This is a genomic window from Chryseobacterium sp. BIGb0232, from assembly GCF_024810195.1.
GTDB classification, from domain to species: Bacteria; Bacteroidota; Bacteroidia; order Flavobacteriales; family Weeksellaceae; genus Chryseobacterium; species Chryseobacterium pennae.
The window spans coordinates 41,595-67,112 of sequence record NZ_JANUEH010000011.1 but is presented as its reverse complement, the minus strand read 5'-3'; the positions used below and the strand labels follow the sequence as shown (position 1 = coordinate 67,112).

Below are 25,518 nucleotides of genomic sequence, written 5' to 3'. Positions count from 1 at the left end.
AAGAATTTAAAAATAATTTTTTAACTAATATAATTTATTTATTATGGATTTATCAACAGGAACAGGTTTAGTTTACGTAGGTATCGGTTTAGCAGTACTAGGTGTAGGTCTAGGTATCGGTAAAATCGGTGGTCATGCAATGGACGCTATCGCTAGACAACCAGAACAAGCTGGTAAGATTCAAGGAGCAATGCTTATCGCTGCTGGTCTTATTGAAGGTGCTGGTCTTATCGCGATCATCTTTGGTGCTTTCATCAAGTAATCTATCCTCAAAAAATATTCTTAGCAGTGAAGCGGTTGGCTGCTGCTAAGAATTTTAAAAAAACAATCCATAAAATAACATTTAAAAAAAGAATTTACAGATATGGGAATTATTGAACCTGGAATTGGACTTTTGTTTTGGATGACCCTTACTTTTGTTATCCTATTATTTCTTCTAGCTAAATTCGCTTGGAAACCAATTGTAAATGCTGTTAATGAAAGAGAAACTTCTATCATTGATGCGTTGAACCAAGCTAAATTGGCTAAAAAAGAGATGGAAGATCTTAAAGCAGATAACGAAAGAATCATTCGTGAAGCTAAAATCGAAAGAGACGCTATCCTTAAAGAAGCTAGAGAAATTAAAGACAGAATCGTAGGTGAAGCTAAAGATGTTGCTAAAGCTGAAGGTGATAAACTTATCGAAGCTGCTAAGCAAACTATCAACGCTGAGAAAAATGCTGCAATGGCAGACATTAAAACTCAAATCGGTGCTTTATCTGTAAACATTGCAGAATCTATCTTGAAACAAAAGTTAGATAACACTGAAGCTCAAAACGAATTAGTTCAAAATTATATCAACAAATCTAACCTTAACTAAGAATGCTTACATCTAAAGTAGCGAAAAGATACGCACAGGGTTTACTTGATTTCACTAATGAATCAGGTCAGACAGCTGCCGTGTTTTCTGAAATGAAAGATGTAGTGAAGATTATGATTGAATCTAAAGATTTAAACAAATTCTTCCTTACCCCTTACATTGATGCAAAAAAGAAAATAGAGGTAGCAAACGAAATTTTCAAAGGTTTATCAGCATCTTCCCAGAATCTGATCAAATTGGTTATTAAACACGGGCGTGAGAACCAATTAAAAAATATCGCTCAGGAATTTATCAACAAAGTTGAAGATATCAACGGAGTACAGAGAGTAACGCTTACAACAGCAACTCAGCTTTCCAAAGAGAATATTGATCAGATCCTAAGATCCACCAACTTGGTGAATGCCAATTCAAACTTCGATTTGAAAGTAAACATCAACCAGGATATTTTAGGAGGATACATCCTAAGAGTAGGAGACCAGCAGGTAGACGCGTCTGTGAAGACCAAATTGAACCAAGTTAAAAAAGATTTCCAATTAAATTAAGAAAAACAACCATACAATGGCAGAAATAAATCCAGCAGAAGTATCTGCGATCTTAAAACAGCAATTGGCCAACTTCGATACTCAATCAAACGTTGAGGAAGTAGGTACAGTTTTAACCATCGGTGATGGTATTGCTCGTGTATACGGGTTAGAAAACGTACAATACGGAGAGTTGGTGAAATTTTCTAGTGATGTAGAAGGTATTGTACTTAACCTTGAAGAAGACAACGTAGGTGTTGCTCTATTGGGTGAAAGTAAATTAGTAAAAGAAGGGGATACAGTAAGAAGAACAAACAGAATCTCTTCTATTAAAGTAGGAGAAGGTATGTTAGGAAGAGTAGTAGATACTCTTGGTAACCCTATCGATGGTAAAGGTCCTATTACAGGGGAATTATACGAAATGCCACTAGAAAGAAAAGCTCCTGGAGTTATCTTCAGACAGCCGGTAACTGAGCCTTTACAGTCAGGTATCGTTGCAATTGATGCGATGATTCCTGTAGGAAGAGGACAAAGAGAGCTTATCATTGGTGACAGACAAACAGGTAAAACTACTGTTGCGATTGATACGATCATCAACCAAAAAGAATTCTTTGAAGCAGGTAAGCCTGTATATTGTATATATGTTGCAATCGGTCAGAAAGCTTCTACTGTAGCACAAATCGTTAAAACTCTTTCTGATAAAGGAGCTTTGGCATATACTGTAATCGTTGCTGCTAACGCATCAGATCCAGTTCCAATGCAGGTATATTCTGCAATGGCAGGAGCTTCTATCGGTGAGTTCTTCAGAGACACTGGTAGACCAGCATTGATCGTTTATGATGATTTATCTAAACAAGCTGTTGCTTACCGTGAGCTTTCTCTACTATTAAGAAGACCACCGGGCCGTGAAGCTTACCCTGGAGACGTTTTCTATCTTCACTCAAGACTATTGGAAAGAGCTGCAAAAGTAATCGCTGATGATAACATTGCTAAGCAAATGAATGACTTACCAGAGTCTCTTAAGCCAATCGTGAAAGGTGGTGGTTCATTAACTGCTCTTCCAATCATTGAAACTCAGGCAGGTGACGTTTCTGCGTATATCCCAACTAACGTAATCTCTATTACTGACGGACAGATCTTCTTGGAGTCTGATCTATTCAACTCAGGGGTTCGTCCAGCGATCAACGTAGGGATCTCTGTATCCAGAGTAGGAGGGAACGCTCAGATCAAATCAATGAAAAAAGTTTCTGGTACGCTAAAATTAGACCAGGCTCAGTATAAAGAACTAGAAGCGTTTGCTAAATTTGGTTCTGACCTTGATGCTTCTACTTTAGCAGTAATCTCTAAAGGAGAAAGAAACGTAGAGATCCTTAAGCAGCCGGTAAATGCACCGCTTCCTGTAGACAGTCAGGTAGCAATCGTATATGCTGGAACAGAAAACTTAATGAGAAACGTTCCATTGAACAAGATTAAAGAATTCCAACACGAATATATCGAGTTCCTAAGATCTAAGCACCCTGATACAATGGCGGCTATTAAATCTGGGAAAATTGATAACGATATTACTAGCGTTCTTAAGCAGGCAGCTAATGATTTAGCTTCTAAATACAACTAAAAAAATTCAATGTTTAAGGTTTAAAACATAGCTTTTAAGCCTTAAACTTTAGACCTTAAACTTTGAACCCAAATTAATGGCAAACTTAAAAGAAATACGAGGCAGAATTACGTCAATTTCATCTACGATGCAGATTACACGTGCTATGAAGATGGTTTCCGCTGCGAAACTTAAAAAAGCACAGGACGCAATCGTAATGTTAAGACCTTATTCTGAAAAATTACAGGAGCTTATCCAGAATGTAAATTCTAGCTCAGATCCTGATCAGATTTCTGTATATGCTCAGAAAAGAGAGGTTAAAAGAATACTTTTCATCGCTGTTACTTCAAACAGAGGTCTTGCGGGAGCTTTTAACTCTTCAATTGTAAAAGAGCTTAACCTTCAGTTTCAGAACAATTCTCAGTACGAGATTGAAGTTCTTCCTGTAGGTAAAAAAGTATATGATGCTGTAAGAAGAAATCGTTCAGTATATGCTAATGGAAGTTCTGTATATGATAATTTAAACTTTGATGCGGTTGCTCACATTACAGAAGGAGTGATGACTAGCTTCAAAGAAGGTAAATTTGACGAAGTTTATGTTATTTATAACAAATTCGTTAATGCTGCCACTCAGGAAGTAACTACAGAACAGCTTCTTCCAATCTCAATGCCTGAAACTACAGAGCCACAGGTTGAAACAGATTATATCTTTGAACCTAACAGAGCTGAAATCCTGGATAACTTGATTCCAAAGTCTATCAAAACTCAGGTTTTCAAATCAATCTTAGATTCAGTAGCATCTGAGCATGGAGCGAGAATGACTGCAATGCATAAAGCAACAGACAACGCAGAAGCGCTTAGAAATGATCTTAAGATCTTCTATAACAAAGCGAGACAGGCTGCAATTACCAATGAAATCTTGGAAATTGTTTCCGGAGCAGAAGCTTTGAAAAATTCGTAAAGAATTATTTTAACATACAATTAAAAGCATCGATCTTATCGGTGCTTTTTTTGTTTCTAAAGGTTGAAATCGTAAATAAGCATCCAAAATCGACTCTATTATGCAGAAATGGAAGAGAAGGTCCAATTATTTTTTTTATCCCAAAATAGGCAGGTTTTAAAAGGTCGAATTTCCTCTTGAAAATTCCCTTATTGAAATAATCTATCCGGGATTCAGGTTATTTTTATTTTGCATATCTTTGTACCTAATAAAATTATACAACTTCTAAATGGACTCGGACATAGTCAGGCTTTTGCTGGCCTTATTTCTTGTTTTACTAAATGGCTTCTTCGTAGCCGCAGAATTTTCAATTGTTAAAGTTCGTTACTCACAAATCCAAATAAAAGCCGCAGAAGGCGATTCTATGGCTAAGCAGGCAGAACATATCATCAAACACCTTGATGAATATCTTTCCGCTACACAATTAGGTATTACGTTGGCATCACTTGCTCTGGGATGGGTAGGAGAAAGCGCTCTGCATCATATTTTTGAAAATATTTTCAAGTCTCTGAACGTTGACTTGACTCAGACAACAATTACTACCATTTCGGTAGCTACCAGTTTTGTACTGATTACCGTTATGCATATTGTATTTGGTGAACTTATTCCAAAATCAATAGCGATCAGAAAATCGGAGGCTACCACAATGGCTACAGCTGTACCATTGAGAGTATTCTATACAGTTTTCAAACCATTTATCTGGTTAATGAATCTCATGTCAAACGGTTTCTTAAGACTGATCAAAATTCACCCGGCTTCAGAGCAGGAAATTCACTCTACAGAAGAACTTCAGCTTTTGGTAAAGCAAAGTGCAGACAGTGGTGAAATTGAAGAAGAGAACTACGAGATCATTAAAAATGCATTTGATTTTACAGATCACTCTGCAAAACAAATCATGGTTCCAAGACAGAATATTACTTCCATCGACTTTGAAGAAGATGTGAATGATATTATTAATACGATTATGGATAGCGGCTATTCCCGTATTCCTGTGTACCTTGACTCTATTGATAATATAATTGGTATTTTCTATACTAAAGAAATTATAAGGGAATATGTTAAAAGAAAAGGAGCTTTAGATCATGAGGATCTTAAAGATCTGATGCGTGATGCATTTTTCGTAGTAGAAAGTAAGAAAGTTTCCGACTTGCTAAAAACCTTTCAACAGAAAAAACAACACATTGCTATCGTTATTGATGAATTTGGGGGAACAGAGGGTATTATTACTTTGGAAGATATTCTGGAAGAATTAGTTGGAGAAATTCAGGATGAAGAAGATGATGAGGAAAATATAGTTGATAAAATAGCCAACAATACCTATTGGGTAAAGGCTACACAGCCTTTGGATGAGATCAATGAATTTTTACCTAAAAGGTTACCTCTTTCCGAAGAAAGTGAATACAATTCATTGGCAGGCTTCATTCTGTATGAATTAGAAGAAATTCCAGAGGAAAATCAGGAGTTTGATCTGGATAATTATCATTTCAAAATTCTGAAAATGAATAATAAGAGTGTTGAACTCGTTGAATTGATCTATCAGGAACCCAATGCTATTGATAGTTTAGCAGAAAAAATTGGTGAAGTTTAAAACAACTAAGAATGAATTTTTATAACAGTATAAAAGACTACGAAAATCCAAAACGCCAGTATGAAGAAGAAGTTCTGGTACTGGATGATACTGATGATGTCTACAAAATTGTATTGCATAATGATGACATCCACACATTTGATTATGTAATCGATAGCCTCATAGAAATATGTAAGCATACCATGGAACAGGCAGAGCAATGTACAATGCTGGTTCACTATAAGGGCAAATGTACAGTAAAAACAGGCTCACTAGATGTTCTGAAGCCTATGCACGAAAAATTACTTTCACGCGAATTAACAAGTGAAATCGTATAAAATAAAAACCGACAAATTAATTGTCGGTTTTTTTATTAAATAATGAACTGAAAAGCCCGTCATAGCTCTAAATGACAAAGAACAATACTCCCCAGAAAAATCTTTTAATTTTTAAACGTTCTAATCTTTCAATTTCTCAATATTCCTGCATTGCCACATTTTATCTAAAATAGTATATTTGTACCAACTATAAAGAAACAAAAAACAATGCTTGTAATAGGAATTGCCGGTGGAACAGGATCTGGCAAAACTACAGTTGTTGATAAGATACTTCAGCAGCTTGACATCGAAGGAATGAATATCCTTTCTCAGGATAATTATTATCACGACAACCAAGGTCTTACACTGACCGAAAGAGAGGCTTTAAATTATGACCATCCGAAATCAATAGATTTTGAACTGTTGATAAAACATGTGAAGGCTTTAAAGAATAATGAGCCCATAGAACAGCCTATTTATAGCTTTGTAACACATTCCAGAACAGGTGATCACGTCACTGTAGAGCCTAAGAATGTATTAGTAGTAGAAGGAATTTTGGTTCTTACCAATAAAGAATTACTGAAAGAATTTGACTTGAAAGTTTTTGTTCATGCAGATTCTGATGAAAGACTGATCAGGAGGATCAGGAGAGACACACAGGAAAGAGGAAGAGATCTGAGCGAAGTATTACACCGTTATCAGACCACATTAAAACCAATGCACCAGGAATTCATTGAGCCATCTAAAAATGATGCCGATCTTATTATTCCAAATATGAAGCAGAATTCCGTAGCGATTGATTTTTTAACTACTGTTATTAAGAACTCGTTGAAAAAACATTAAAAAAAATGGAAGAAAATAACCTTATCAAAGACATTCAGCCGAAATCTGAAACATTCAAACTTATCCAGAAATATGTATTGAATAAGTATACCATTACGATCTGTCTGTTTTTGGTATGGATGATTTTCTTCGACAAAACCTCATTTCTTGTAATTAACGAACTGAATGGTGAGATTCATAAATATGAAGATCAATTGGAGTATTACAAAAAAGAATACGAAAAGAATGATGCCTTCTATAAAAAACTGATGAACAACAAATCAGAAAAGGAAAAATACGCAAGAGAAAATTATTTTATGAAGAAACCGAATGAAGAAATCTTCATTCTGGTGGTCGACAGTGCAAAAGTCGCTAAGAAATAATAATAGAATATGTCAGTAGGAAAGAGTTAATTAGCTTTTATAGGTATAATTCACTATTGATAATTCACAATTTAAATAAAACTAATGTCAAATACAGCTACACTTCCAACCTGGGAAAATTTAGTAAAAAAACAACTTAAAACAGAGGATATTTACCCTATTCTGGAAAAGGAAAACCTGGAAGGGATAGAAGTAAGACCTTTTTATACGGAGGTTAAAAAACCTTTGGTAAATCTGCCAAGAGTTGAAGAAAGCACCCATTTGGTAGCCAGATATCATGAAAGTCTGGAAGATGAAGTATTTGCATTTTTACTCGATCAGAATGTAGAAAATCTGACTGAGAAAACCGTCTTTGTTAACAATAAAGATCTTGCGGGACATATCAGCCCTCAGGAAGAAGATCAATATTTTTCTTTAATTGACGTCTTCAATGAAAAAGATGCAACAATTGATGATCAGTTGGCAAAAGAATTATTGGCAAAAGGATTCAAAAGAAATATTTGTGTTGATATTTCATTGCATCAGAATTCAGGAGCAGCCATCTATCAGCAATTAGGAATTGCTTTGGCAAAAACAAAAGAACTTGTAGAAATATATGGATCTGAAATTTTTAACAAATTAATCTTCAGAATTGCTATTGGAGGGAATTACTTCTTTGAAATGTCGAAATTGAGAGCCTTTAAAATGGTTTTTAACCAGCTTTCCAAAGAATATGGACTGGATGAAATTCCTTACATTTTCGCGGAGACTTCTCTTCGAAATAAAGCGGTTGCTGATAATGAAAACAACCTGATCCGTTCCACATTAGAATTGGCCTCAGCCATGATCGGTGGGGCAGACGCTGTTTTCACCAACAATTACCTTGTAGAAAGAAGCACAGATAACTCTGAAGAAATTTCTTTCAAGCAGCAGATTGTACTGGCGTATGAAAGTATCATCAATGTATTTGAAGATGCTGCTAACGGAAGCTATTATGTTGAAGATGTCACGAAACAGATTGCAGACAAATCCTGGGCTTTATTTGTAGAAATGGAAGAAGCCGGAGGTTATCTTGAACTTTTAAAGCAGGGAATTGTTCAGAAAAAAATCTATGATCACGCTATTGAAGAGCAAAAATGGATCGAAGAAGGAAAAATAAAGTTGATCGGAGTTAATTTATATCCAAAACTAGACGTTAAAAAGTCAATCAGTGACTTGTACAGCGAAAAAGAAATAAAAGCCGTTCGTTGGGCAGAAATGTTTGAGTAATGAAAGACAAACTAATAGACTTATTCGAATACACCTATCATTTCAACGTTGAAATGATTAAAGTTATTTCTGAAAACAGGAAACTTGTTGATGATAAAACAATCAGTTTGATTAATCACACTCTTAATGCACAACAGATCTGGAATGCCAGGATACTGGGAGAACCTACATTTGAGGTTTGGCAAGTCAATTCTTTTGAATCATTGAATGAAATTAATCATCAGAATTTTGTAAAAAGTATTGAAATCGTTAAAGATTCTGATCTTGAGAAAAGAATAGAATATCAGAATTCAAGAGGAACAAAATTTGAAAACAGTATTTTTGAAATGCTTTTTCATGCAATTAATCATTCGACTTATCACAGAGGACAGATTAATTCCTTACTTAAACAAAACGGTATAGAACCTATATTAACAGACTATATTTTTTATAAAAGATAGTTCTGTGGAGATCTTTCGGCTCCGCTTAGTATAACACTGTTAAAACATGCTGTATTTATTTCCCAGATTAGAAATTATACATTAAGTATTAGCGCTGTCATGCTGAGCGGAGTCGAAGCATTTTAACCAAAAGAATGTAAAGATTCGTAGAATTTGTGGAGAATAAACTATTAAATAAAGAAGTTCAGAGCTATATCAATGCAAATCTAAAAACAGATTTGCATTCCTTACTGTTGAAGAAATCCCCGTTTCCGGAAGTTTCCATGCAGGAGATCGTACAACAGATCAAAGGAAAGCAGGTCGCAGAAAAAAAATTCCCTTTCCTGCTGAAAGACGGTATTGTTTTTCCACCACAGCTTAATATGGAGCAGTCTTCATCTGAAAAAACAGCTCTTTATAAATCTGAAATTTTAAAAGGAAATAAGTTTATCGACCTAACCAGTGGTTTTGGAATTGATGCTTATTATCTATCTCAAAACTTTGAGAATATTACTTTAATAGAGCAAAATACGGAGCTTTTAGAAATTGTTGAACACAATTGGACTACTCTGGGGAAGAAGGCAAGATTTATCAATCAGAAACTGGAGGATTTTTTGAATGAAAACCAGGAAAACTTTGATTCCATTTACTTAGATCCCGCCCGAAGAGACCAGAACAAAAATAAAGTATTTCTTTTAGAAGATCTTTCTCCTAATATCCTTGAAATTCAGGAAAAGTTGATATCAATATCAGATCAGGTGATTGTTAAACTCTCTCCATTGATTGATCTGAAATACCTTGTTTCAGTTTTACCCAATATTTTCAGACTTGATATCATCGCTCTTAAAAATGATGTAAAAGAGGTGGTGGTATTTTTATCCGGGAAAAATAAGAACTCAATTATTTGCAACTGTGTGAACCTTGAAAGTGGAGAATCTACCTTTAGTTTCACGTTTGGGGAAGAGGAAAATGCTCAATCGGAATATTCCGAACCTGAAAAATTCATTTATATTCCTAATAATTCTATTTTAAAGGCTGGAACTTTCAATCTGGTTTCTGAAAAATTTGGTGTTAAAAAACTGCATCCTAATACTCATTTTTATACTTCTTCTGAAAGGATAATCGATTTTCCGGGAAGAGTTTTTGAAATGGAAGTTATTGATTCTAAAAAGATTAAAAAGAAAGAGCAATATAATATTATTGCGAAAAATTACCCTTTAAAACCTGAAGAAATAAAAAAGAAATATGGGTTGAAAGATGGTGGAAATGATTATCTTATTTTTACACAGTCCAAAAAAGGGAAAATTATTTTAAAATCAGTCTAAAAATGTTGCCAAAAGAAGCAGGATTTCTTAATTTTGGGCAATCAAAAATTAGAGCAGGAAATCGATCGCTGTTTAGCTTATCAGAATAGACTAAAATAGTGCGGTTCCATATGATATTTAAAAAATAAATTTTACATATGAAAAAATTAGTTATATGTTTAGCAATTGCAACGGTAGCGGTAAGCTGTAAAAAAGTTCCGCAGGGTGGAAGCAAGGCTGTTTTGAAACTTGAAGAAGGAGTAGAAAGATATTCTGATGACCCTCAGGGTGGAGAAGCTCATGGTGCACATGGTGCTGCTGCTGAACACAAAGAAGAAGCTGCAAAACCTGAAGCTGTAGCTCCTAAAACAGACAGTACTGCTGCTGCAAAACCTGCTGAGAAAAAAGAAGAGGCTCCAAAAGCTGAACACTAATTAGTAGTATACAATATAAAAATGCCCTGTTATTTTGCAGGGCATTTTTTATTTTTAAAAATAGCTGATGGGTCAATCATCAGGAAATAATCTTCTTCTTTAGAAAATCCTGTGTTTTTACTTGGCCCAGCGGTGCATTTTTTTTAATTTTAACAAAATAAAATTTTACAATGCAAGAGACATTAAATTACATTAACGAAAACAAGCAGCGTTTCGTGGATGAATTATTTGAGTTATTGAGAATCCCTTCTATTTCTGCAGATCCGGCATATAAAGATGATGTATTGAAGTGTGCAGATGTATGTGCTGAACACCTTAGAAATGCAGGTGCTGACAAAGTTGAAATATGCAAAACTAAAGGGTATCCTATCGTTTTCGGAGAAAAAATTATAGATACAAACCTGCCAACAGTATTGGTTTATGGTCACTATGACGTACAGCCGGCAGATCCATTGGAATTATGGAGAAAACCTCCTTTCGAGCCTTATATCGAAAAAACTGAACTTCACCCGGACGGAGCTATCTTCGCAAGAGGAGCAGCAGATGATAAAGGACAGTTCTTTATGCACCTGAAAGCTTTTGAAGCGATGATGAGAACAAATACGCTTCCTTGTAACGTTAAGTTTATCTTAGAAGGTGAAGAAGAAGTAGGTTCTGTAAGTTTAGGAGACTTTGTGAATGAAAACCAGGAAAAATTATCCTGCGATTGTATTTTAATTTCAGATACACACATCTATAGTAATGAGCAACCTACTGTAACAACAGGATTAAGAGGATTAAGCTATGTAGAAGTAGAAGTGGAAGGGCCAAACAGAGACCTGCATTCAGGACTTTATGGTGGAGCAGTTCCAAATCCGATCCATGTGTTATCAAGAATGATCGCTAATCTTATCGATGAAAATGGACATATCACTATTGATGGGTTCTATGATAACGTTGAAGTCGTATCTGATGCAGACAGAGCAGAAATGAATAAACTGAAGGATAATCCTGAAGAATACAAAAAGTCAATCGGATTGAGTAATATTGAAGGTGAAAAAGGATATACAACGTTAGAAAGAGCTTCTATCCGTCCTACTTTAGACTGTAATGGTATCTGGGGTGGATATACAGGAGAAGGAGCTAAAACAGTAATTCCTTCCAAGGCTTTCGCTAAAATTTCAATGCGTTTGGTTCCTTATCAGACTCCGGAAGAAATTACAGAAAAATTCACGAAATATTTCGAAAAAATTGCTCCGGATACCGTAAAAGTGAAAGTAACACCTCACCATGGTGGAATGCCTTATGTACTACAAAGCGACACCAAAGAGTTTTTAGCGGCTAAAACAGCGATGGAAACTGCATTTGGTAAAGAAGTATTACCATACAGAAGTGGTGGAAGTATTCCAATTACATCTATGTTTGAGAAAGTTTTAGGAGCTAAATCAGTATTGATGGGCTTCGGGCTGGATTCTGATGCGATCCATTCTCCAAACGAGCACTATGGATTGTTCAATTTCTATAAGGGAATTGAAAGTATTCCATTATTTTTTGAAAACTATTCAAAATAAAATATTGAATATCATTCGGTACAATAAGGCGCTTCTACGAAGCGCCTTATTTATTTTATAAACTTTAGGCAGGTTTAATAGTAAGGAATAATTCTCTGAAGAAATGATATTAATGAAAGTATTTAACTTGGATTTAATTAGAATAAGAATAAAATAGGGTTTGTAAGCAGTTAAATCCACTGAGTATAAAAGCTTTATTCTTTATTTAATGACAGGTTATTTCACTATTCAAGGAAAGTTTATATTTTTATTCCAAACTTGAAAACTAATGAAAAAAATCTACTCAATCGCGTGCTCCTTATTGGCAATGCTTTCTTTTGCACAGCAGACTGTATCTTTTGAAGACAGTGAAGGGTTTACAATCGGAAATATTCACGGACAGGGACCATGGATCAGTACTCCTACGGGAGGAAATCCAGAAAATGTAATCCACCAGACAATCAGCACAGATAATGCCACTAATGGAAGCAGTGCTCTTAAAATTGTCAGGGAAACTATGTATGGTGTTCAGTCGGAACCCGTTATTGGAGGATTTTGCAATCTGGTATCTCCGCTTAATACTACTAATTTTTCAGTTTCATTTGATATTAATATGTCTCAGCTTGATACTTCCATATTTGGATTTCAGGGAATAGATAATATAAATGAACAGATGGCTGTAAGAGTTGACTTTGATAAAACGGGAGTTATAAAGATTTTAGATAAAAACTTAAATGTTCAGAATCTGGTTTCTACCTCAGGAATCTGGACTCCCAATACATGGCATAGATTCAAAATAGTGGGTACAGCTATAGAGAACAGGTATTACCTTAATGATACATTAATTTATTCTGAACCTGTTTCAAATCCTCTTACGATGGATCAATTGCGGTTTGTTCACAATAATGGGATGGGAACGGCGTATTTTGATAATATTAAGATTAATGATGAATTAATTCTATCTGTGAAAGAAGCAAAAGCAAATTCTAACCTTCTTACAGTATATCCTAATCCGGTCACAGATTTCTTGAAAATAAGCTCTGTTGAAAAAATAAATGATATTGAAATGTTTGATCTTCAAGGTAAAAAAGTGAGGGTAGAATTAAATAACAATACTATTAACATGAAAACCATGATTCCAGGACTCTATTTTGTAAAAATAACAACAGAAAAAAATCGTGTTTTGAAGAAAATATTAAAAAAATAATTTATTTAATTTAATTTTTAATATTAAATGTGTTTTTGTATTATTTTTTTTAGATGTGTATGTTTTTTTGTTTTGAATTATTTATGTTTTTTTTGAAATTAAATATGATAATTATTTATTTTATTATATATTTTTTTGTTTAATTTATTTATTTTTTGTTTAATTAACTTAAAATTGATACTTTTGTAATAAACTAAAATTATTCATCATGAAGAGAACTTTACTATTGGCTGCTTTTTTAGGACTAGCCTCTTTAAATGCGCAAACAACAATTTTTAATCAAACAGTTACAAGTCAAAACGGAATTGTTGCTGACGCTTTGGCAAATGGGAACTTTGTCGCATCTGCAGATGACTTTACCCTTGCTAGTCAAAGCAGAATAACAAAAGTGAAAGTGCTGGGCTTTCAAAATGCGTCAAATTTAGAAACTACTATTGCAACAGGAGCAATGCTTTATATTTATGCAGATGCTGCCGGATCCCCTGCTGGAATCCCTAATGGAGCTGGAAATCCAATTGCAGCAATAAATGTAGCTAAAGGAGCTCCTGGATATTCTTTGGTAAAAACTTTAACGGGATATACTTTTGAAATTGATGTAACGGCAGCGCTAAGTACACCTGTTGTTTTGTCTGCTAATACTACTTATTGGGTTGTATTCGCTGCAAAAACTAATCAGACTTCTTATGGTGCCAACAGTGGCAATAATGGATTTAACTGGTTCTCAGGCCAAATCAATGGCAATGGAGCGAAACTTGTAGACCCTATGAATGCTTTTGGTGCAGGAGCTACAAATTGGACAAGTATATCATTCCTTACAGACGAACCTGCGTTTGATGGTCTTGCATTTAGTATTGAAGGTCAGAATGCAACATTAGGAACTCAAGAAATATTCAGCAATGTTAAAAAAACAACAATTTCTCCTAATCCAACAGTAGATTATTTAAATGTAAATTCTACAGAGAAAATTAACACGGTTGAAATTTTCGACATGAACGGAAGAAAAATGAATGTTAGTCTGGATGGAAATAAAATTGATGTAAGAAATCTGAACACAGGAGGCTACATCATTAATATCGAAACAAAAGAAGGTAGAACTACCGAGAAATTCATCAAAAAATAAGACCTGATAAATCTTAGTATCAGTAAAGCGCTCCAATTGGAGCGTTTTTGTTATTTTAGAGAAATAAATTTTAAACAGGATGTTAAAACATAAAACAGCATATATAACAGGAGGAACTAAGGGAGTAGGTTTGGGAATTGCCAAAATCCTGCTTGAAAATGGAATTTCAGTAGCTTTTTCAGGAAGAAAAAGAGAAGATGTGATAAAAGCTGAAGATGAACTTAAGCAATATTCACCAAATGTCTTGGGAGTTGTTTCTGATGTGAGAAGCCTGGAAAGTGAAACAGAAGCTGTAAAATCTGTTATTGAAAAGTTCGGAAGACTGGATTATGTGATTGCAAACGCCGGACTGGGTATATTTAAGCCTGTTGATGAACTGACCGCTGAAGAGTGGAATGATATGATAGAGACCAATCTTACCGGTGTTTTTTATACTTTAAAAGCATCTGTAGAAGAACTGAAAAAGACAGAAGGCTATTATATTACCATTTCAAGCCTGGCAGGAGCTAATTTCTTTGAAAACGGAACGGGTTATAACGCTTCAAAATTCGGAGTCGTAGGATTTACCCAGGCAGCAATGATTGATTTGAGAAAGTACAATATCAAATCTACGGTAATTATGCCGGGATCAGTGGCTACCTATTTTAACGGAAATGTTCCATCTGAAAAAGACAGTTGGAAGATTCAGCCTGAAGATATGGGGAATCTGATATTGGACATTTTAAAGATGAATTCAAGGGTTTTGCCTAGTAAAATAGAGTTTAGAGCAACACAGCCAGGTAAATAAGTACATCTAATGTATTGAATAATAATTTAATAAGTATTATGCATGCATAATATATTTTTTATTTATATTAGCAAAAATTAATTCAAACAAAATCTCTGCATAAACTGTCATGATTTTATGCCTAAAAGAGAAAAAATAAAATAGTACACATGAAAATATTAGTTTGTATTAGTAGTGTTCCGGATACTACTTCCAAAATTAACTTTACAGCAGATAAATCTGCTTTCGACAAAAACGGAATTCAGTGGGTAATTAACCCGCTAGACGAATTTGCGTTGACAAAAGCGGTTAAACTACAGGAATCTCAGGGAGCAACTGTAACAGTAATCAACGTAGGAGATGCTGGTACAGAACCTGTAATCAGAAAAGCACTGGCAATTGGTGCTAATGATGCAGTAAGAGTAAACCTTGATCCAAAGGATAGCTATTCTACAGCAAAAGAAATTGCTGCTGTAGCTCAAAACGGAGGATATGATTTAATCCTTTGTGGTAAAGAGTCTATCGATTATAACGGTGGTTCTGTACCGGGAATGGTAGCTCAATTATTAAACCAGCCTTTCGTAAATGCATCTGTAGGATTAGATGTAAATGGAAGCGAAGCTACTGCAGTAAGAGAAATTGAAGGTGGAAAAGAAACTATTTCTGTTAAATTACCGGCAATTATTGCAGGTCAGAAAGGTTTAGTAGACGAAAAAGACCTTATCATTCCAAACATGAGAGGAATTATGTCTGCAAGAACAAAACCTTTACAGGTAGTAGAGCCTACTTCTTCAGAAGTTAAAGTTCAGGGAGTATCTTATGACAGTGTTCCACCAAGAGCAGCTGTGAAAATGGTTTCTCCGGACAATCTGGATGAATTGGTAAGATTGCTTCACGAAGAAGCTAAAGTGATCTAATCTTAATCCTTTAATTTTTAATCTTTAAATTTAAGAAAATGGCAGTATTCGTATACGCAGAAAATATAAATGGAGTTTACAAAAAAGCAGCTTTCGAAGCAGTTTCTTATGCTAAAGCTGTTGCAGACAAAGCAGGAGATACCGTTACAGCAATCTCTGTAAACCCTACCGATTCTTCAGATTTATTATACAAATATGGAGCATCAAACGTTATCAATATCAAAGACGAAGGTCTTAAAAATTTCTCAGCTAAAGCATTTGCTCAGGCTGTGAATGAAGTAGCAGATGGAAACATTATCGTTTTTCCTCACACTACAGATGCTTCTTCAGTAGCACCAATGTTAGCAATTATGAAGAATTATTCTTTAATTACTAACGCATTGGAAGCTCCGGAAAGTCTTTCTCCATTCCAGGTGAAGAGAAGAGCATTCTCAGGAAAAGGTTTTATGCATGCAAAAGCTGAAGGAAACGGAGTAATTGTTACAGTTTCTCAAAATGCTTTCGGTGTTAAAGAAAACGCAGTATCAGGTTCAGAAGAAGTGAAAAACTTATCTGTTGCTAATGAAGATACTAAAGTAATTTCTCACGAGCAAAGTTCAGGGAAATTAGACCTTAAAGAAGCTGAAGTGGTTGTTTCTGCAGGTAGAGGGATGAAAGGTCCTGAAAACTGGGGAATGATCGAAGAATTGGCAAATGTTTTAGGAGCGGCTACAGCTTGTTCTAAGCCGGTTTCTGACATTGGCTGGAGACCTCACACAGAACACGTAGGACAAACAGGTAAAGCTATTTCACCTAACCTTTATATCGCAGTTGGGATTTCAGGAGCAATTCAGCACTTAGCTGGAGTAAACTCTTCAAAAACTATCGTAGTAATCAATAGTGATGCTGAAGCACCATTCTTCAAATCTGCAGATTACGGAGTGGTAGGAGATGCTTTCCAGATTATTCCTGCTTTAACAGAGAAAATTAAAGCTATTAAAGGATAAAATTTAATGGTGAATAGTCAATTCGCTTTGTTAGTTAATTTTTAATCATTCACTTGCAAAGTAAAATTCACGATTGACCATTGACAATCACATATAATACAATAAAAGCTCGGCTTTCCGGGCTTTTATTTTTGTCTAAAAAAGTGAAATCACAACAAAAAATTAATCTATATTTGTAGCTATGGATTATAAGCAGCTAATTATTCGCGGAATATCGTACAGTCAGACCCAATCTGGGGCGTACGCATTGTTACTGGAGCATGAGGAAACACACATAAAATTACCTGTTGTTATAGGAAATTTCGAGGCTCAATCTATCTCTCTCGGATTGGAAAAAGATATCCATCCACCGCGCCCTCTTACCCACGACTTATTCTCAAAATTTATCGTTTCAACCAATTATGAGTTGGTTTCTGTAATCATTTATCAGATTGTAGATGGGGTATTCTTTTCAAATATTAACTTTAAAAATAAAGCAACTGAAGAAGAGCTGATCCTTGATGCAAGAACTTCTGATGCTGTTGCTATGGCTGTAAGATTCGATGCACCTATCTTTACTACACAGCAGGTTTTAAACGAAGCAGGAATCTTATTAGAGCTGGAAGATGTGTCAAAAGAAGAGCAGACCTTTTCAGAAACAGTGCAGACTGAAGACAACTTAAAATCCCTTTCTATGGAAGAACTTCAGAAGCTTCTGGAAGATGCCGTTAAAGAAGAAGACTATGATACCGCCCTTGAAATTCAGGAAGAAATCAAGAGGAGGAAAAAGAAAATTGACTAAAAGAGATACTTTATATAAAAATGAATTTAAAATTACGACTGACCATCCTCAGTTTTCTCCAGTTTTTTGTCTGGGGAGCATGGCTGATTACGATGGCGAACTTCTGGTTTGGTACTAAACATTGGGAAGGAACACAGTTTGGAGCTGTTTTCGGAACCATGGGAATTGCTTCTATTTTTATGCCAACCATTACTGGAATTATTGCTGACCGTTGGGTGAATGCCGAACGTATCTTTTCAGTATTACATATTCTTTACGGGGTTATGCTTTTCATATTACCACATTCGGCAGATCCCAATTCTTTCTTTTCGGTGATGCTTGTTGCAATGTGCTTTTATATGCCTACTATTGCCCTGGCCAATTCAATTTCCTATACTATTCTAAAGAATAATAATCTGGATGTAGTGAAAGATTTTCCACCCATTCGTGTTTGGGGTACCATTGGATTCATTGTGGCCATGTGGATTACTAATCTTAGTGGAAATAAAGCAACAGAAGGACAGTTTTATATCGGAGGAGCAGTAGCTATATTCTTAGGAATCTATGCGCTTACTTTACCAAAATGTCCACCACAAAAGCTGATTGATAAAAGTTCACCTTTGTCAGAACAATTAGGTTTAAATGCTTTTAAGCTTTTTGGAAACTATAAAATGGCTTTGTTCTTTTTGTTTTCAATGCTTTTAGGAGCAGCACTTCAGTTAACAAATGCTTACGGAGATGTGTTCTTAAGTGAGTTTGCTCATTTTCCAAAATATGCTGATTCATTCGTAGTACAGAGATCTACAATCATTATGTCGATTTCCCAGGTTTCAGAAACTCTGTTTATTCTGGCAATTCCTTTCTTTCTGAAGAAATTCGGGATCAAGAAAGTAATGTTAATGTCTATGCTGGCATGGGTATTAAGATTTGGATTCTTTGCTTATGGAGTACCGGACGGATACGGGCTTTCACTAATCATTCTTTCCTGTATTGTTTACGGAATGGCCTTCGATTTCTTTAATATTTCAGGTTCACTTTTCGTAGAAACAACAACAGATAAAAAGATCCGTTCATCAGCACAGGGATTATTTATGATGATGACCAATGGTTTTGGGGCCGTTTTTGGTAGTTATATTGCAGGTTGGGCGATAGATAAATTCTTTACCCATAAATTTACAACAGCTACGGATTTATCTACTTATCTGGAGACTACTCCTGATAACCCTACGTTCCTGGAGATCCTGAAAAACAGCTTTAATGCAGTCGTAAACTCAGATGGTAGTCTTTCCTCTGTTGTTATGGTGAAAGACTGGCAGCAGATATGGTTATCATTTGCCATTTATTCATTGGTTCTTGCTATATTCTTTGCTGTTTTATTTAAACATAAGCACAAGCCTGAGGACGTTTCTTCAGTTAAACATTAATTCAATTAACAGTACCATAATATAAAATTGCACTTTCGATAAGAAAGTGCAATTTTTTTATTTTAAATCAATTCATAATTAAGCTAAACAGATGATAAGCATAAAATGTGATTTAAAAATTATAATAATGGCTATTTGGTGTTTTTAATTCATTAAAATAATGGATATATTATTGATAAATATTTAATATTGAAAGCTTTTTATTATAACTAATGAGTGTTAGGGAGAGGAAATACATGTTTGATAACAGATGATTTGGAAATGTGTTTTTTTTCGTATTTTGGCACTTTAGTAAATATGAAAAATATTCAGTTATTAGGATTGTTATTAGTGGTTGTAGGGAGTTTTCTGCCTTTGGTACATGTACCTATTATAGGAAACTGGAATTATTGGAAACTCGATCACTATTTGGCTATTACATGTTGGATTTTTGCCGCATGTGCAGTCTTTGGAATTGTCAATAGTAATGCGAAAATCGTAAGATCTTTTGGTGTTTTGCTTATTCTTTTGTTTGCATTCACTTTGGTGGCTGTAAAGCTACAGTCATTAGATTACTTCAGTTTTTTACCTTTTAAATCCTGGAGAGAAACTTTTGCAGGAATCGTTAAATTGAAGTGGGGATGGATCGTAGAATTTTTAGGAGCCTTTCTGTTGGTTTTTGCAGGAAATAATAAAAAAGTTAATCAACGAACTCAAATATGAATATGAGACTCTTAAAAGCATTTTCAGCTGGGGTATTATTGTTAATGACTTCACAGGTCAAATCCCAGCAAACAGTACAGAAAAAGCCGGATAACCCGACTAAATGTACGAATATAAAAGAAGGGAAATTCCTGAGAGCTAATTATCCGGAAGCTATATGGCATATGACCATTAAGGATAATGTACAGACCGAATATTTCAATAACGGGAAAGATTATATAAAATCTACATTGGTTTTTGTGGATGACTGCAATTATAAATCGATCGTTATGGAAAAGTCGGATAAGAATGACCCTGTACAGATTGGAGATGTTTTCAGCAATAGAGTAGTAGCAACTCAGGATAATCTTTTGAAAATTAACACTAAGATTGCAGGTTCTGAATTTAATGTCGTATACATAAAAATAAAATAAATTTAAATATGAAACTCCGGTTTCATTTTAGCTAAAATAAAAATTATATACATGAAAGAAGTATTCATTGTTTCCGCAGTAAGAACCCCTATGGGAAGTTTTATGGGAAGTTTATCAACAGTTCCGGCTACTAAATTGGGAGCTACCGCTGTGAAAGGAGCATTAGATAAAATTGGTTTAGATCCTGCCAATGTTCAGGAGATTTATATGGGGAATGTATTACAGGCAGGAGAAGGACAGGCACCGGCTCGTCAGGTAGCTTTAGGAGCAGGTCTTTCTATCAATACACCTTCCACCACAGTAAATAAAGTGTGTGCTTCAGGAATGAAGGCTGTAACAATGGCTGCACAGGCTATCAAAGCAGGTGATGCAGAAGTAATTGTTGCAGGAGGTATGGAAAATATGTCTTTAGTTCCTCACTATTATAATGCAAGAGTCGCTACAAAACTTGGAGATATCAAAATGCTGGATGGTATGGTATTGGACGGCCTTACAGACGTATACAACAAAGTACACATGGGAGTATGTGCAGAGAAATGTGCCGTTGATTATAGCATTACAAGAGAAGACCAGGATAACTTTGCTATAGAATCTTATAAAAGATCAGCAAAAGCTTGGAGCGAAGGAAAATTCAACGACGAAATTGTACCGGTTTCCATTCCTCAGAGAAAAGGAGACCCAGTAATCTTTGCTGAAGACGAAGAATACAAAGCTGTAAACTTCGACAGAATTACAACACTTCCTACAGTTTTCAAAAAAGAAGATGGAACAGTAACAGCTGCTAATGCATCTACATTGAACGACGGGGCATCTGCATTAATCCTTGTTTCTAAAGAAAAAATGGAAGAATTAGGATTAAAGCCATTAGCTAAGATTGTTTCTTACGCTGATGCAGCACATGAGCCTGAAAACTTTACCACTGCTCCGGCTAAAGCTTTACCTATTGCTCTTAAAAAAGCAGGTTTAGAGGTGTCAGATATTGATTTCTTTGAATTTAATGAAGCTTTCTCTGTTGTAGGACTGGCAAACAATAAAATCTTAGGATTAGATGCTTCCAAAGTAAATGTAAATGGAGGAGCAGTAGCATTAGGGCATCCACTGGGAAGTTCAGGATCAAGAATCATTGTGACATTAATCAACGTATTGAAGCAAAATAACGCGAAATACGGTGCAGCAGCAATCTGCAACGGTGGTGGTGGAGCCTCTGCAATTGTGATTGAAAATATATAACATTCTGTTTCAGAGTGTATTGCCATTAAGGAGTTGATAATTTTTTTAAAATCTTATCCATTTCTTAATGGTTTTTCTATTTTTGTGCTACTAATATTTATTTGAAATGTCTGAAACTGAGAACCGACAACCCAACAACATAAAGAATAATCCGAAGATTATGAAAGCCTGGGCTGTATATGACTGGGCAAACTCCGTGTATTCCCTGGTTATTACGTCTACCATTTTCCCTATTTATTACTCTATTCTTACCACAGCGTATGAAAAAAAGGAATATGTAACGGAAACAAAAAAATGGATCGATGTTCCGGTAAGGCACATGATCAAAATTTTCGGCAACGAATACCAACCCGATGCCGTATATGGATATTCATTAACCATATCGTTCTTTATTGTAGTATTACTGTCTCCGTTTTTATCTTCATTGGCAGATACTATCGGAAATAAAAAATCATTTCTGCAGTTCTTCTGTTACCTGGGTGCAACATCCTGTATGGGATTAGCGATGTTCACAGGAATGCATAATGTGTTTCTGGGGCTCCTGTTCAGTATTACAGCGAGTGTTGGCTTCTGGGGAAGTCTGGTGTTTTATAACTCATTCCTTCCGGATATTGCAACGCCGGACAGGCAGGATGCACTCTCTGCAAAAGGATATGTCTATGGATATCTTGGCTCTGTAGTTTTAGTGGTATTGTGCTTAGTCCTGATTCAGGTTTTTGCCAAAGGAGCAGCACAACAGCTATTATTTACAAGAATCAGCTTCCTGTTGACCGGAGCGTGGTGGTTTGGTTTCTCACAGTATACTTTCAAACATCTTCCTCAATTCGGGGATGTAAAAGATAAACTTCCTAAAGATCTTGTATTATTAAACTATAAGAACATCTTTAAAAAACATGAAGAACAAGGTGGTTTTTTTGAGGTATTAAAAGACAATATGAGCTTTTACAAGGATATTGCCAAAGAAAGTTTCCATGAATTATTTAAAGTAGGAGGAGAGCTATTCAAAGATAGAAACCTGAAGTTTTTCCTTTCAAGTTTCTTCTTTTACAGTGTAGGAATGCAGACGATCTTCCTTATGGCTACTTTATTCGGAAAAAGTGAGATCAATCTTGCTCAGGATAAACTTATCGGAACCCTTTTAGTGATCCAGATCGAAGCCATTATAGGCGCTGTTATTTTCTCAAGATTATCCAGAAAAATAGGAAATAGAAATGTTATTTCAATCGCTATTTTCCTATGGATTGTTGCCTGTCTATGGGCTTATTTCCTGAATAAGGAAAATCCAACAGTAGAATATCAGTTCTATGGAGTCGCAGCAGTAGTAGGATTGGTAATGGGAGGTCTTCAGGCAATGTCCAGATCTACTTATTCAAAACTGCTTCCGGAAAACTCGATGGAAAACACCACTTATTTCAGTTTCTATGATGTATTGGAAAAAATAGCAATCATTATCGGAACATTTATCTTTGCAACATTAATTGAACATTTTAATAATATGCGAATTGCAGCTTTGTCCATGACTTTATTCTTCGGCGCAGGATTGATACTGATCCGTTTCCTGAAGGTAAAAATGAGAACAGACAGAGAAACATTATAAAAATTAAAAGACGTTATTTTAACGTCTTTTTTTATTTACGTGAATTAAAATCAATTATTTATTGATCTGGCTTTATTTATTATAATGACTGTGTGGTTATTGTGAAATAATATTTATTTTTCACTATGTTTTGATTTTTTTTGTTTATTTGTTAATTAAATCTAATCATTAAAACTATGAAAAAAATTCTATTGCTTTGCTTCTTGCAATGCTTTGTGCTTGGTCTTTCTCAAAAACTAAGACCAATTGCCCAAAAAATTTCAGAATACCATTCCGGAAAAAGTGAGGTTAACAAGTATGATCTGTTTGATATCAATCAGAATACAAATAAACTTGCTGAATACAGACGTGCTGCAACAGATATTACCGTTATTTCCTTAAAGGCTGCCGAGTTGAAAAGGTTGATGAGTGAAAAACCGGAATTTATCGAAATTTCCTTTCCTTTTGACGGAGGTAAGCAGATTACCGTTGAAATGTATAAAAATCAAATCTTTACAAGCAATTTTAAAGTGGTTACCAACAAAGGGAAAACCGTAAACTATACTCCGGGAGTATATTATCAGGGAATTGTAAAAGGGAGCAACAGTTCTGTTGTAGCTTTCAGTTTCTTTGAGAATGATGTAGTAGGGGTAGCTTCTACGCCGGAGCTGGGAAATATAGTATTGGGAAAAGCCAAAAATACTGAAGATTTTGTAAGTTATTCAGACTCCAAACTAACAGGAGCAAACCCTTTTATCTGCGGTATTGATGAAATAAAAGAAAATCAGGGACAGAAAATTTCGTATGATCCCAATCTAAGTAAGAAAAAAACGTTGACCCAAAATTGTGTAAGGATCTACTATGAAGTTTGCTATAAACCCTATCAGAATAACGGTTCCAATACCACCACTGTTACTAATTGGCTTACAGCGGTTCATAATAATATTGCAACCCTCTACACCAATGATGATATAAGAACAGCTTTGAATGAAATTTATATCTGGACCACGCCAGATCCGTATACAGGAAATCCGAGTAATAATCTATCTAAATTTTCAGCCAACAGACAGGTTTTTAATGGTGATCTTGCTCATTTGATCAATGCTCCAAGTACAACAAGTGTTGCCTATCTGAATTCTTTATGTAAAACCTATGCACATGCCTATTCAGGAATCAGCCAAAGTTATAATAATGTACCGGTATATTCCTGGACAATTCAGGCTATGACACACGAAATGGGACATAGCTTAGGATCACCACATACCCATGCATGTGCCTGGAACGGAAATAATACTCCAATTGACTGGTGTGGACCCACTGCAAAGCCATCTATAATAGCGGATGAAGGGCTTACGTGTACGAGTAATATTTTGCCTGCTTCAGGTACAATCATGAGCTACTGCCACTTAATGTCAGGAATAGGAATCAATTTCAGCAATGGTTTTGGAGATCAGCCGGCTGCTTTGATCAGAAATACCATTGATTCCAAACCTTGTCTTGGAACCAACTGTACAGTATCATGTATTCCCAGTATCTCATCTATTGCGGCAACTTCTACAACACAGAATTCTGCTGATATATTGATTACTGATGCCATATCTTCAACCTGGAAATATAAGGTTTCAAAAATTGATGGTACCCCTGTGACAACAGGAAATACCAGTACAGCAAACTTTAGTATTGCCAATCTTCAGCCTGGAACTTATTACAGAATAGATGGAGTAGGTCCTTGTGCTAATGAAACATACTATCAGAAATCAGGAGTGTTCCTGACAGATGCAGCTTGGTGTGATGGAGTTCAGTTTATTGATACAGGAGGCCCAAATGCCAATTATGGCAATGATGAAGAAATAATAAAAACATTTTATCCCGCTTCAGGTTCATCCATGACTATGACCTTTACAGAATTTGGAACAGAACAGGGGTATGATTTTATGTATGTTTATGATGGACCTTCTACTTCCTCACCTTTATTTGCTAACGGAAATAAGCTGTCAGGAAGCGCTGTTCCGGGACCTTTTACTTCTACAAATCCCTCTGGAGCCATTACAATCAAGTTTGTTTCAGATCCTGCCGAAAACGGTATTGGTTGGAAAGCTGGTTTCTCCTGCGCGGTGCTGGGGGTGGAAGATGTAAATGTGAAAAATAATACAATCGGCATTTATCCGAATCCTGCTAAAAATATAATGACCATATCCTCTAATGAAGGATTGAAAGCTTATAAAATATATGATGAGTCCGGAAGACTGGTCGCTTCAGCCTCTTCTTTAAAAGGAAATAAGCAAGAAGTAGATCTTTCATCCGTCCAGACAGGAAACTATGTAATAACGATCGAAACGGATAAGCAGACGATCAACAAAAAGCTGATCAAACACTGATTTTTAAATAAATATCAATAAAAGCCTGAGGATATCAGGCTT

The 25,518-nt window shown here is 35.3% G+C and carries 26 protein-coding genes; all 26 read left to right on the top strand.

Annotation, left to right across the window (positions count from 1 at the left end; translation table 11 throughout):
• The first annotated feature begins 43 nt into the window (after positions 1 to 43).
• The 26 genes from M2372_RS20335 to M2372_RS20210 all read left to right on the top strand — a co-directional run bounded on the left by M2372_RS20335 (position 44) and on the right by M2372_RS20210 (position 25,476).
• Positions 44 to 262 carry an ATP synthase F0 subunit C gene (locus tag M2372_RS20335; RefSeq protein WP_034681712.1) on the top strand — a complete coding sequence of 73 codons (219 nt, stop codon included), beginning with the start codon at positions 44 to 46 and terminating at the stop codon, positions 260 to 262.
• Between the two features lie 102 nt (positions 263 to 364).
• Positions 365 to 859 (top strand): F0F1 ATP synthase subunit B, encoded by a 495-nt coding sequence (locus M2372_RS20330; RefSeq protein WP_115973782.1) that lies wholly within the window; start codon positions 365 to 367, stop codon positions 857 to 859.
• Positions 860 to 861: 2 nt separating this feature from the next.
• Positions 862 to 1,401, top strand: coding sequence for an ATP synthase F1 subunit delta (gene atpH / locus M2372_RS20325; RefSeq protein WP_068943514.1), 540 nt, complete (start codon positions 862 to 864; stop codon positions 1,399 to 1,401).
• Between the two features lie 16 nt (positions 1,402 to 1,417).
• Positions 1,418 to 2,995 carry a F0F1 ATP synthase subunit alpha gene (gene atpA, locus M2372_RS20320; RefSeq protein ID WP_115973783.1) on the top strand — a complete coding sequence of 526 codons (1,578 nt, stop codon included), beginning with the start codon at positions 1,418 to 1,420 and terminating at the stop codon, positions 2,993 to 2,995.
• Between the two features lie 76 nt (positions 2,996 to 3,071).
• The gene (atpG, locus tag M2372_RS20315) at positions 3,072 to 3,935 is read left to right on the top strand and encodes an ATP synthase F1 subunit gamma (protein WP_115973784.1); all 864 of its coding nucleotides are present in this window, start codon (positions 3,072 to 3,074) and stop codon (positions 3,933 to 3,935) included.
• Between the two features lie 268 nt (positions 3,936 to 4,203).
• Positions 4,204 to 5,562, top strand: coding sequence for a hemolysin family protein (locus tag M2372_RS20310; RefSeq protein ID WP_123318987.1), 1,359 nt, complete (start codon positions 4,204 to 4,206; stop codon positions 5,560 to 5,562).
• 11 nt (positions 5,563 to 5,573) lie between these two features.
• Entirely contained in the window at positions 5,574 to 5,879 is a 306-nt protein-coding gene (locus M2372_RS20305; protein ID WP_123318988.1) for an ATP-dependent Clp protease adaptor ClpS, read from the top strand.
• A 207-nt stretch (positions 5,880 to 6,086) separates the two neighbouring features.
• Positions 6,087 to 6,701 carry a uridine kinase gene (gene udk / locus M2372_RS20300; protein ID WP_045497309.1) on the top strand — a complete coding sequence of 205 codons (615 nt, stop codon included), beginning with the start codon at positions 6,087 to 6,089 and terminating at the stop codon, positions 6,699 to 6,701.
• 5 nt (positions 6,702 to 6,706) lie between these two features.
• The gene (locus tag M2372_RS20295) at positions 6,707 to 7,063 is read left to right on the top strand and encodes a septum formation initiator family protein (protein WP_115973787.1); all 357 of its coding nucleotides are present in this window, start codon (positions 6,707 to 6,709) and stop codon (positions 7,061 to 7,063) included.
• An 84-nt stretch (positions 7,064 to 7,147) separates the two neighbouring features.
• Complete coding sequence (locus M2372_RS20290; RefSeq protein ID WP_123318989.1) at positions 7,148 to 8,311, top strand: methylmalonyl-CoA mutase family protein; 1,164 nt, start codon at positions 7,148 to 7,150, stop codon at positions 8,309 to 8,311.
• Positions 8,311 to 8,751, top strand: a complete 441-nt coding sequence (locus M2372_RS20285) for a DinB family protein (RefSeq protein ID WP_115973789.1) — start codon at positions 8,311 to 8,313, stop codon at positions 8,749 to 8,751. Before M2372_RS20290 ends, M2372_RS20285 begins: the two co-directional genes overlap by 1 nt.
• A 155-nt stretch (positions 8,752 to 8,906) precedes the next feature.
• Positions 8,907 to 10,055 (top strand): class I SAM-dependent methyltransferase, encoded by a 1,149-nt coding sequence (locus tag M2372_RS20280; protein ID WP_185018759.1) that lies wholly within the window; start codon positions 8,907 to 8,909, stop codon positions 10,053 to 10,055.
• Between the two features lie 137 nt (positions 10,056 to 10,192).
• Positions 10,193 to 10,468, top strand: coding sequence for a hypothetical protein (locus M2372_RS20275; protein ID WP_123318990.1), 276 nt, complete (start codon positions 10,193 to 10,195; stop codon positions 10,466 to 10,468).
• 170 nt (positions 10,469 to 10,638) lie between these two features.
• Positions 10,639 to 12,018, top strand: a complete 1,380-nt coding sequence (locus tag M2372_RS20270; RefSeq protein ID WP_115973791.1) for a dipeptidase — start codon at positions 10,639 to 10,641, stop codon at positions 12,016 to 12,018.
• A gap of 268 nt (positions 12,019 to 12,286) precedes the next feature.
• On the top strand, positions 12,287 to 13,204 hold the full coding sequence (locus tag M2372_RS20265) for a T9SS type A sorting domain-containing protein (protein WP_123318991.1): 918 nt from the start codon (positions 12,287 to 12,289) through the stop codon (positions 13,202 to 13,204).
• 208 nt (positions 13,205 to 13,412) lie between these two features.
• Positions 13,413 to 14,324, top strand: coding sequence for a T9SS type A sorting domain-containing protein (locus M2372_RS20260; RefSeq protein ID WP_115973793.1), 912 nt, complete (start codon positions 13,413 to 13,415; stop codon positions 14,322 to 14,324).
• Positions 14,325 to 14,403: 79 nt separating this feature from the next.
• Positions 14,404 to 15,111, top strand: a complete 708-nt coding sequence (locus M2372_RS20255) for an SDR family oxidoreductase (protein ID WP_115973794.1) — start codon at positions 14,404 to 14,406, stop codon at positions 15,109 to 15,111.
• 149 nt (positions 15,112 to 15,260) lie between these two features.
• Positions 15,261 to 16,007 (top strand): electron transfer flavoprotein subunit beta/FixA family protein, encoded by a 747-nt coding sequence (locus M2372_RS20250; RefSeq protein WP_076351723.1) that lies wholly within the window; start codon positions 15,261 to 15,263, stop codon positions 16,005 to 16,007.
• A gap of 38 nt (positions 16,008 to 16,045) precedes the next feature.
• Positions 16,046 to 16,993 carry an electron transfer flavoprotein subunit alpha/FixB family protein gene (locus tag M2372_RS20245; RefSeq protein WP_115973796.1) on the top strand — a complete coding sequence of 316 codons (948 nt, stop codon included), beginning with the start codon at positions 16,046 to 16,048 and terminating at the stop codon, positions 16,991 to 16,993.
• A 181-nt stretch (positions 16,994 to 17,174) separates the two neighbouring features.
• The gene (locus M2372_RS20240) at positions 17,175 to 17,774 is read left to right on the top strand and encodes a bifunctional nuclease family protein (protein WP_123318992.1); all 600 of its coding nucleotides are present in this window, start codon (positions 17,175 to 17,177) and stop codon (positions 17,772 to 17,774) included.
• Between the two features lie 20 nt (positions 17,775 to 17,794).
• Positions 17,795 to 19,177, top strand: a complete 1,383-nt coding sequence (locus M2372_RS20235) for a nucleoside permease (protein ID WP_123318993.1) — start codon at positions 17,795 to 17,797, stop codon at positions 19,175 to 19,177.
• A 297-nt stretch (positions 19,178 to 19,474) separates the two neighbouring features.
• Positions 19,475 to 19,879 (top strand): hypothetical protein, encoded by a 405-nt coding sequence (locus M2372_RS20230; protein WP_123318994.1) that lies wholly within the window; start codon positions 19,475 to 19,477, stop codon positions 19,877 to 19,879.
• A gap of 2 nt (positions 19,880 to 19,881) precedes the next feature.
• Positions 19,882 to 20,292, top strand: coding sequence for a hypothetical protein (locus M2372_RS20225; protein ID WP_123947443.1), 411 nt, complete (start codon positions 19,882 to 19,884; stop codon positions 20,290 to 20,292).
• A 51-nt stretch (positions 20,293 to 20,343) separates the two neighbouring features.
• A complete protein-coding gene (locus M2372_RS20220) occupies positions 20,344 to 21,522 on the top strand; it encodes an acetyl-CoA C-acyltransferase (protein ID WP_115973801.1) in 1,179 nt (392 codons plus the stop codon).
• A gap of 106 nt (positions 21,523 to 21,628) precedes the next feature.
• The gene (locus M2372_RS20215) at positions 21,629 to 23,119 is read left to right on the top strand and encodes an MFS transporter (protein ID WP_123318995.1); all 1,491 of its coding nucleotides are present in this window, start codon (positions 21,629 to 21,631) and stop codon (positions 23,117 to 23,119) included.
• Positions 23,120 to 23,295: 176 nt separating this feature from the next.
• Entirely contained in the window at positions 23,296 to 25,476 is a 2,181-nt protein-coding gene (locus tag M2372_RS20210) for a M12 family metallo-peptidase (RefSeq protein ID WP_123318996.1), read from the top strand.
• Positions 25,477 to 25,518 lie beyond the last annotated feature (42 nt).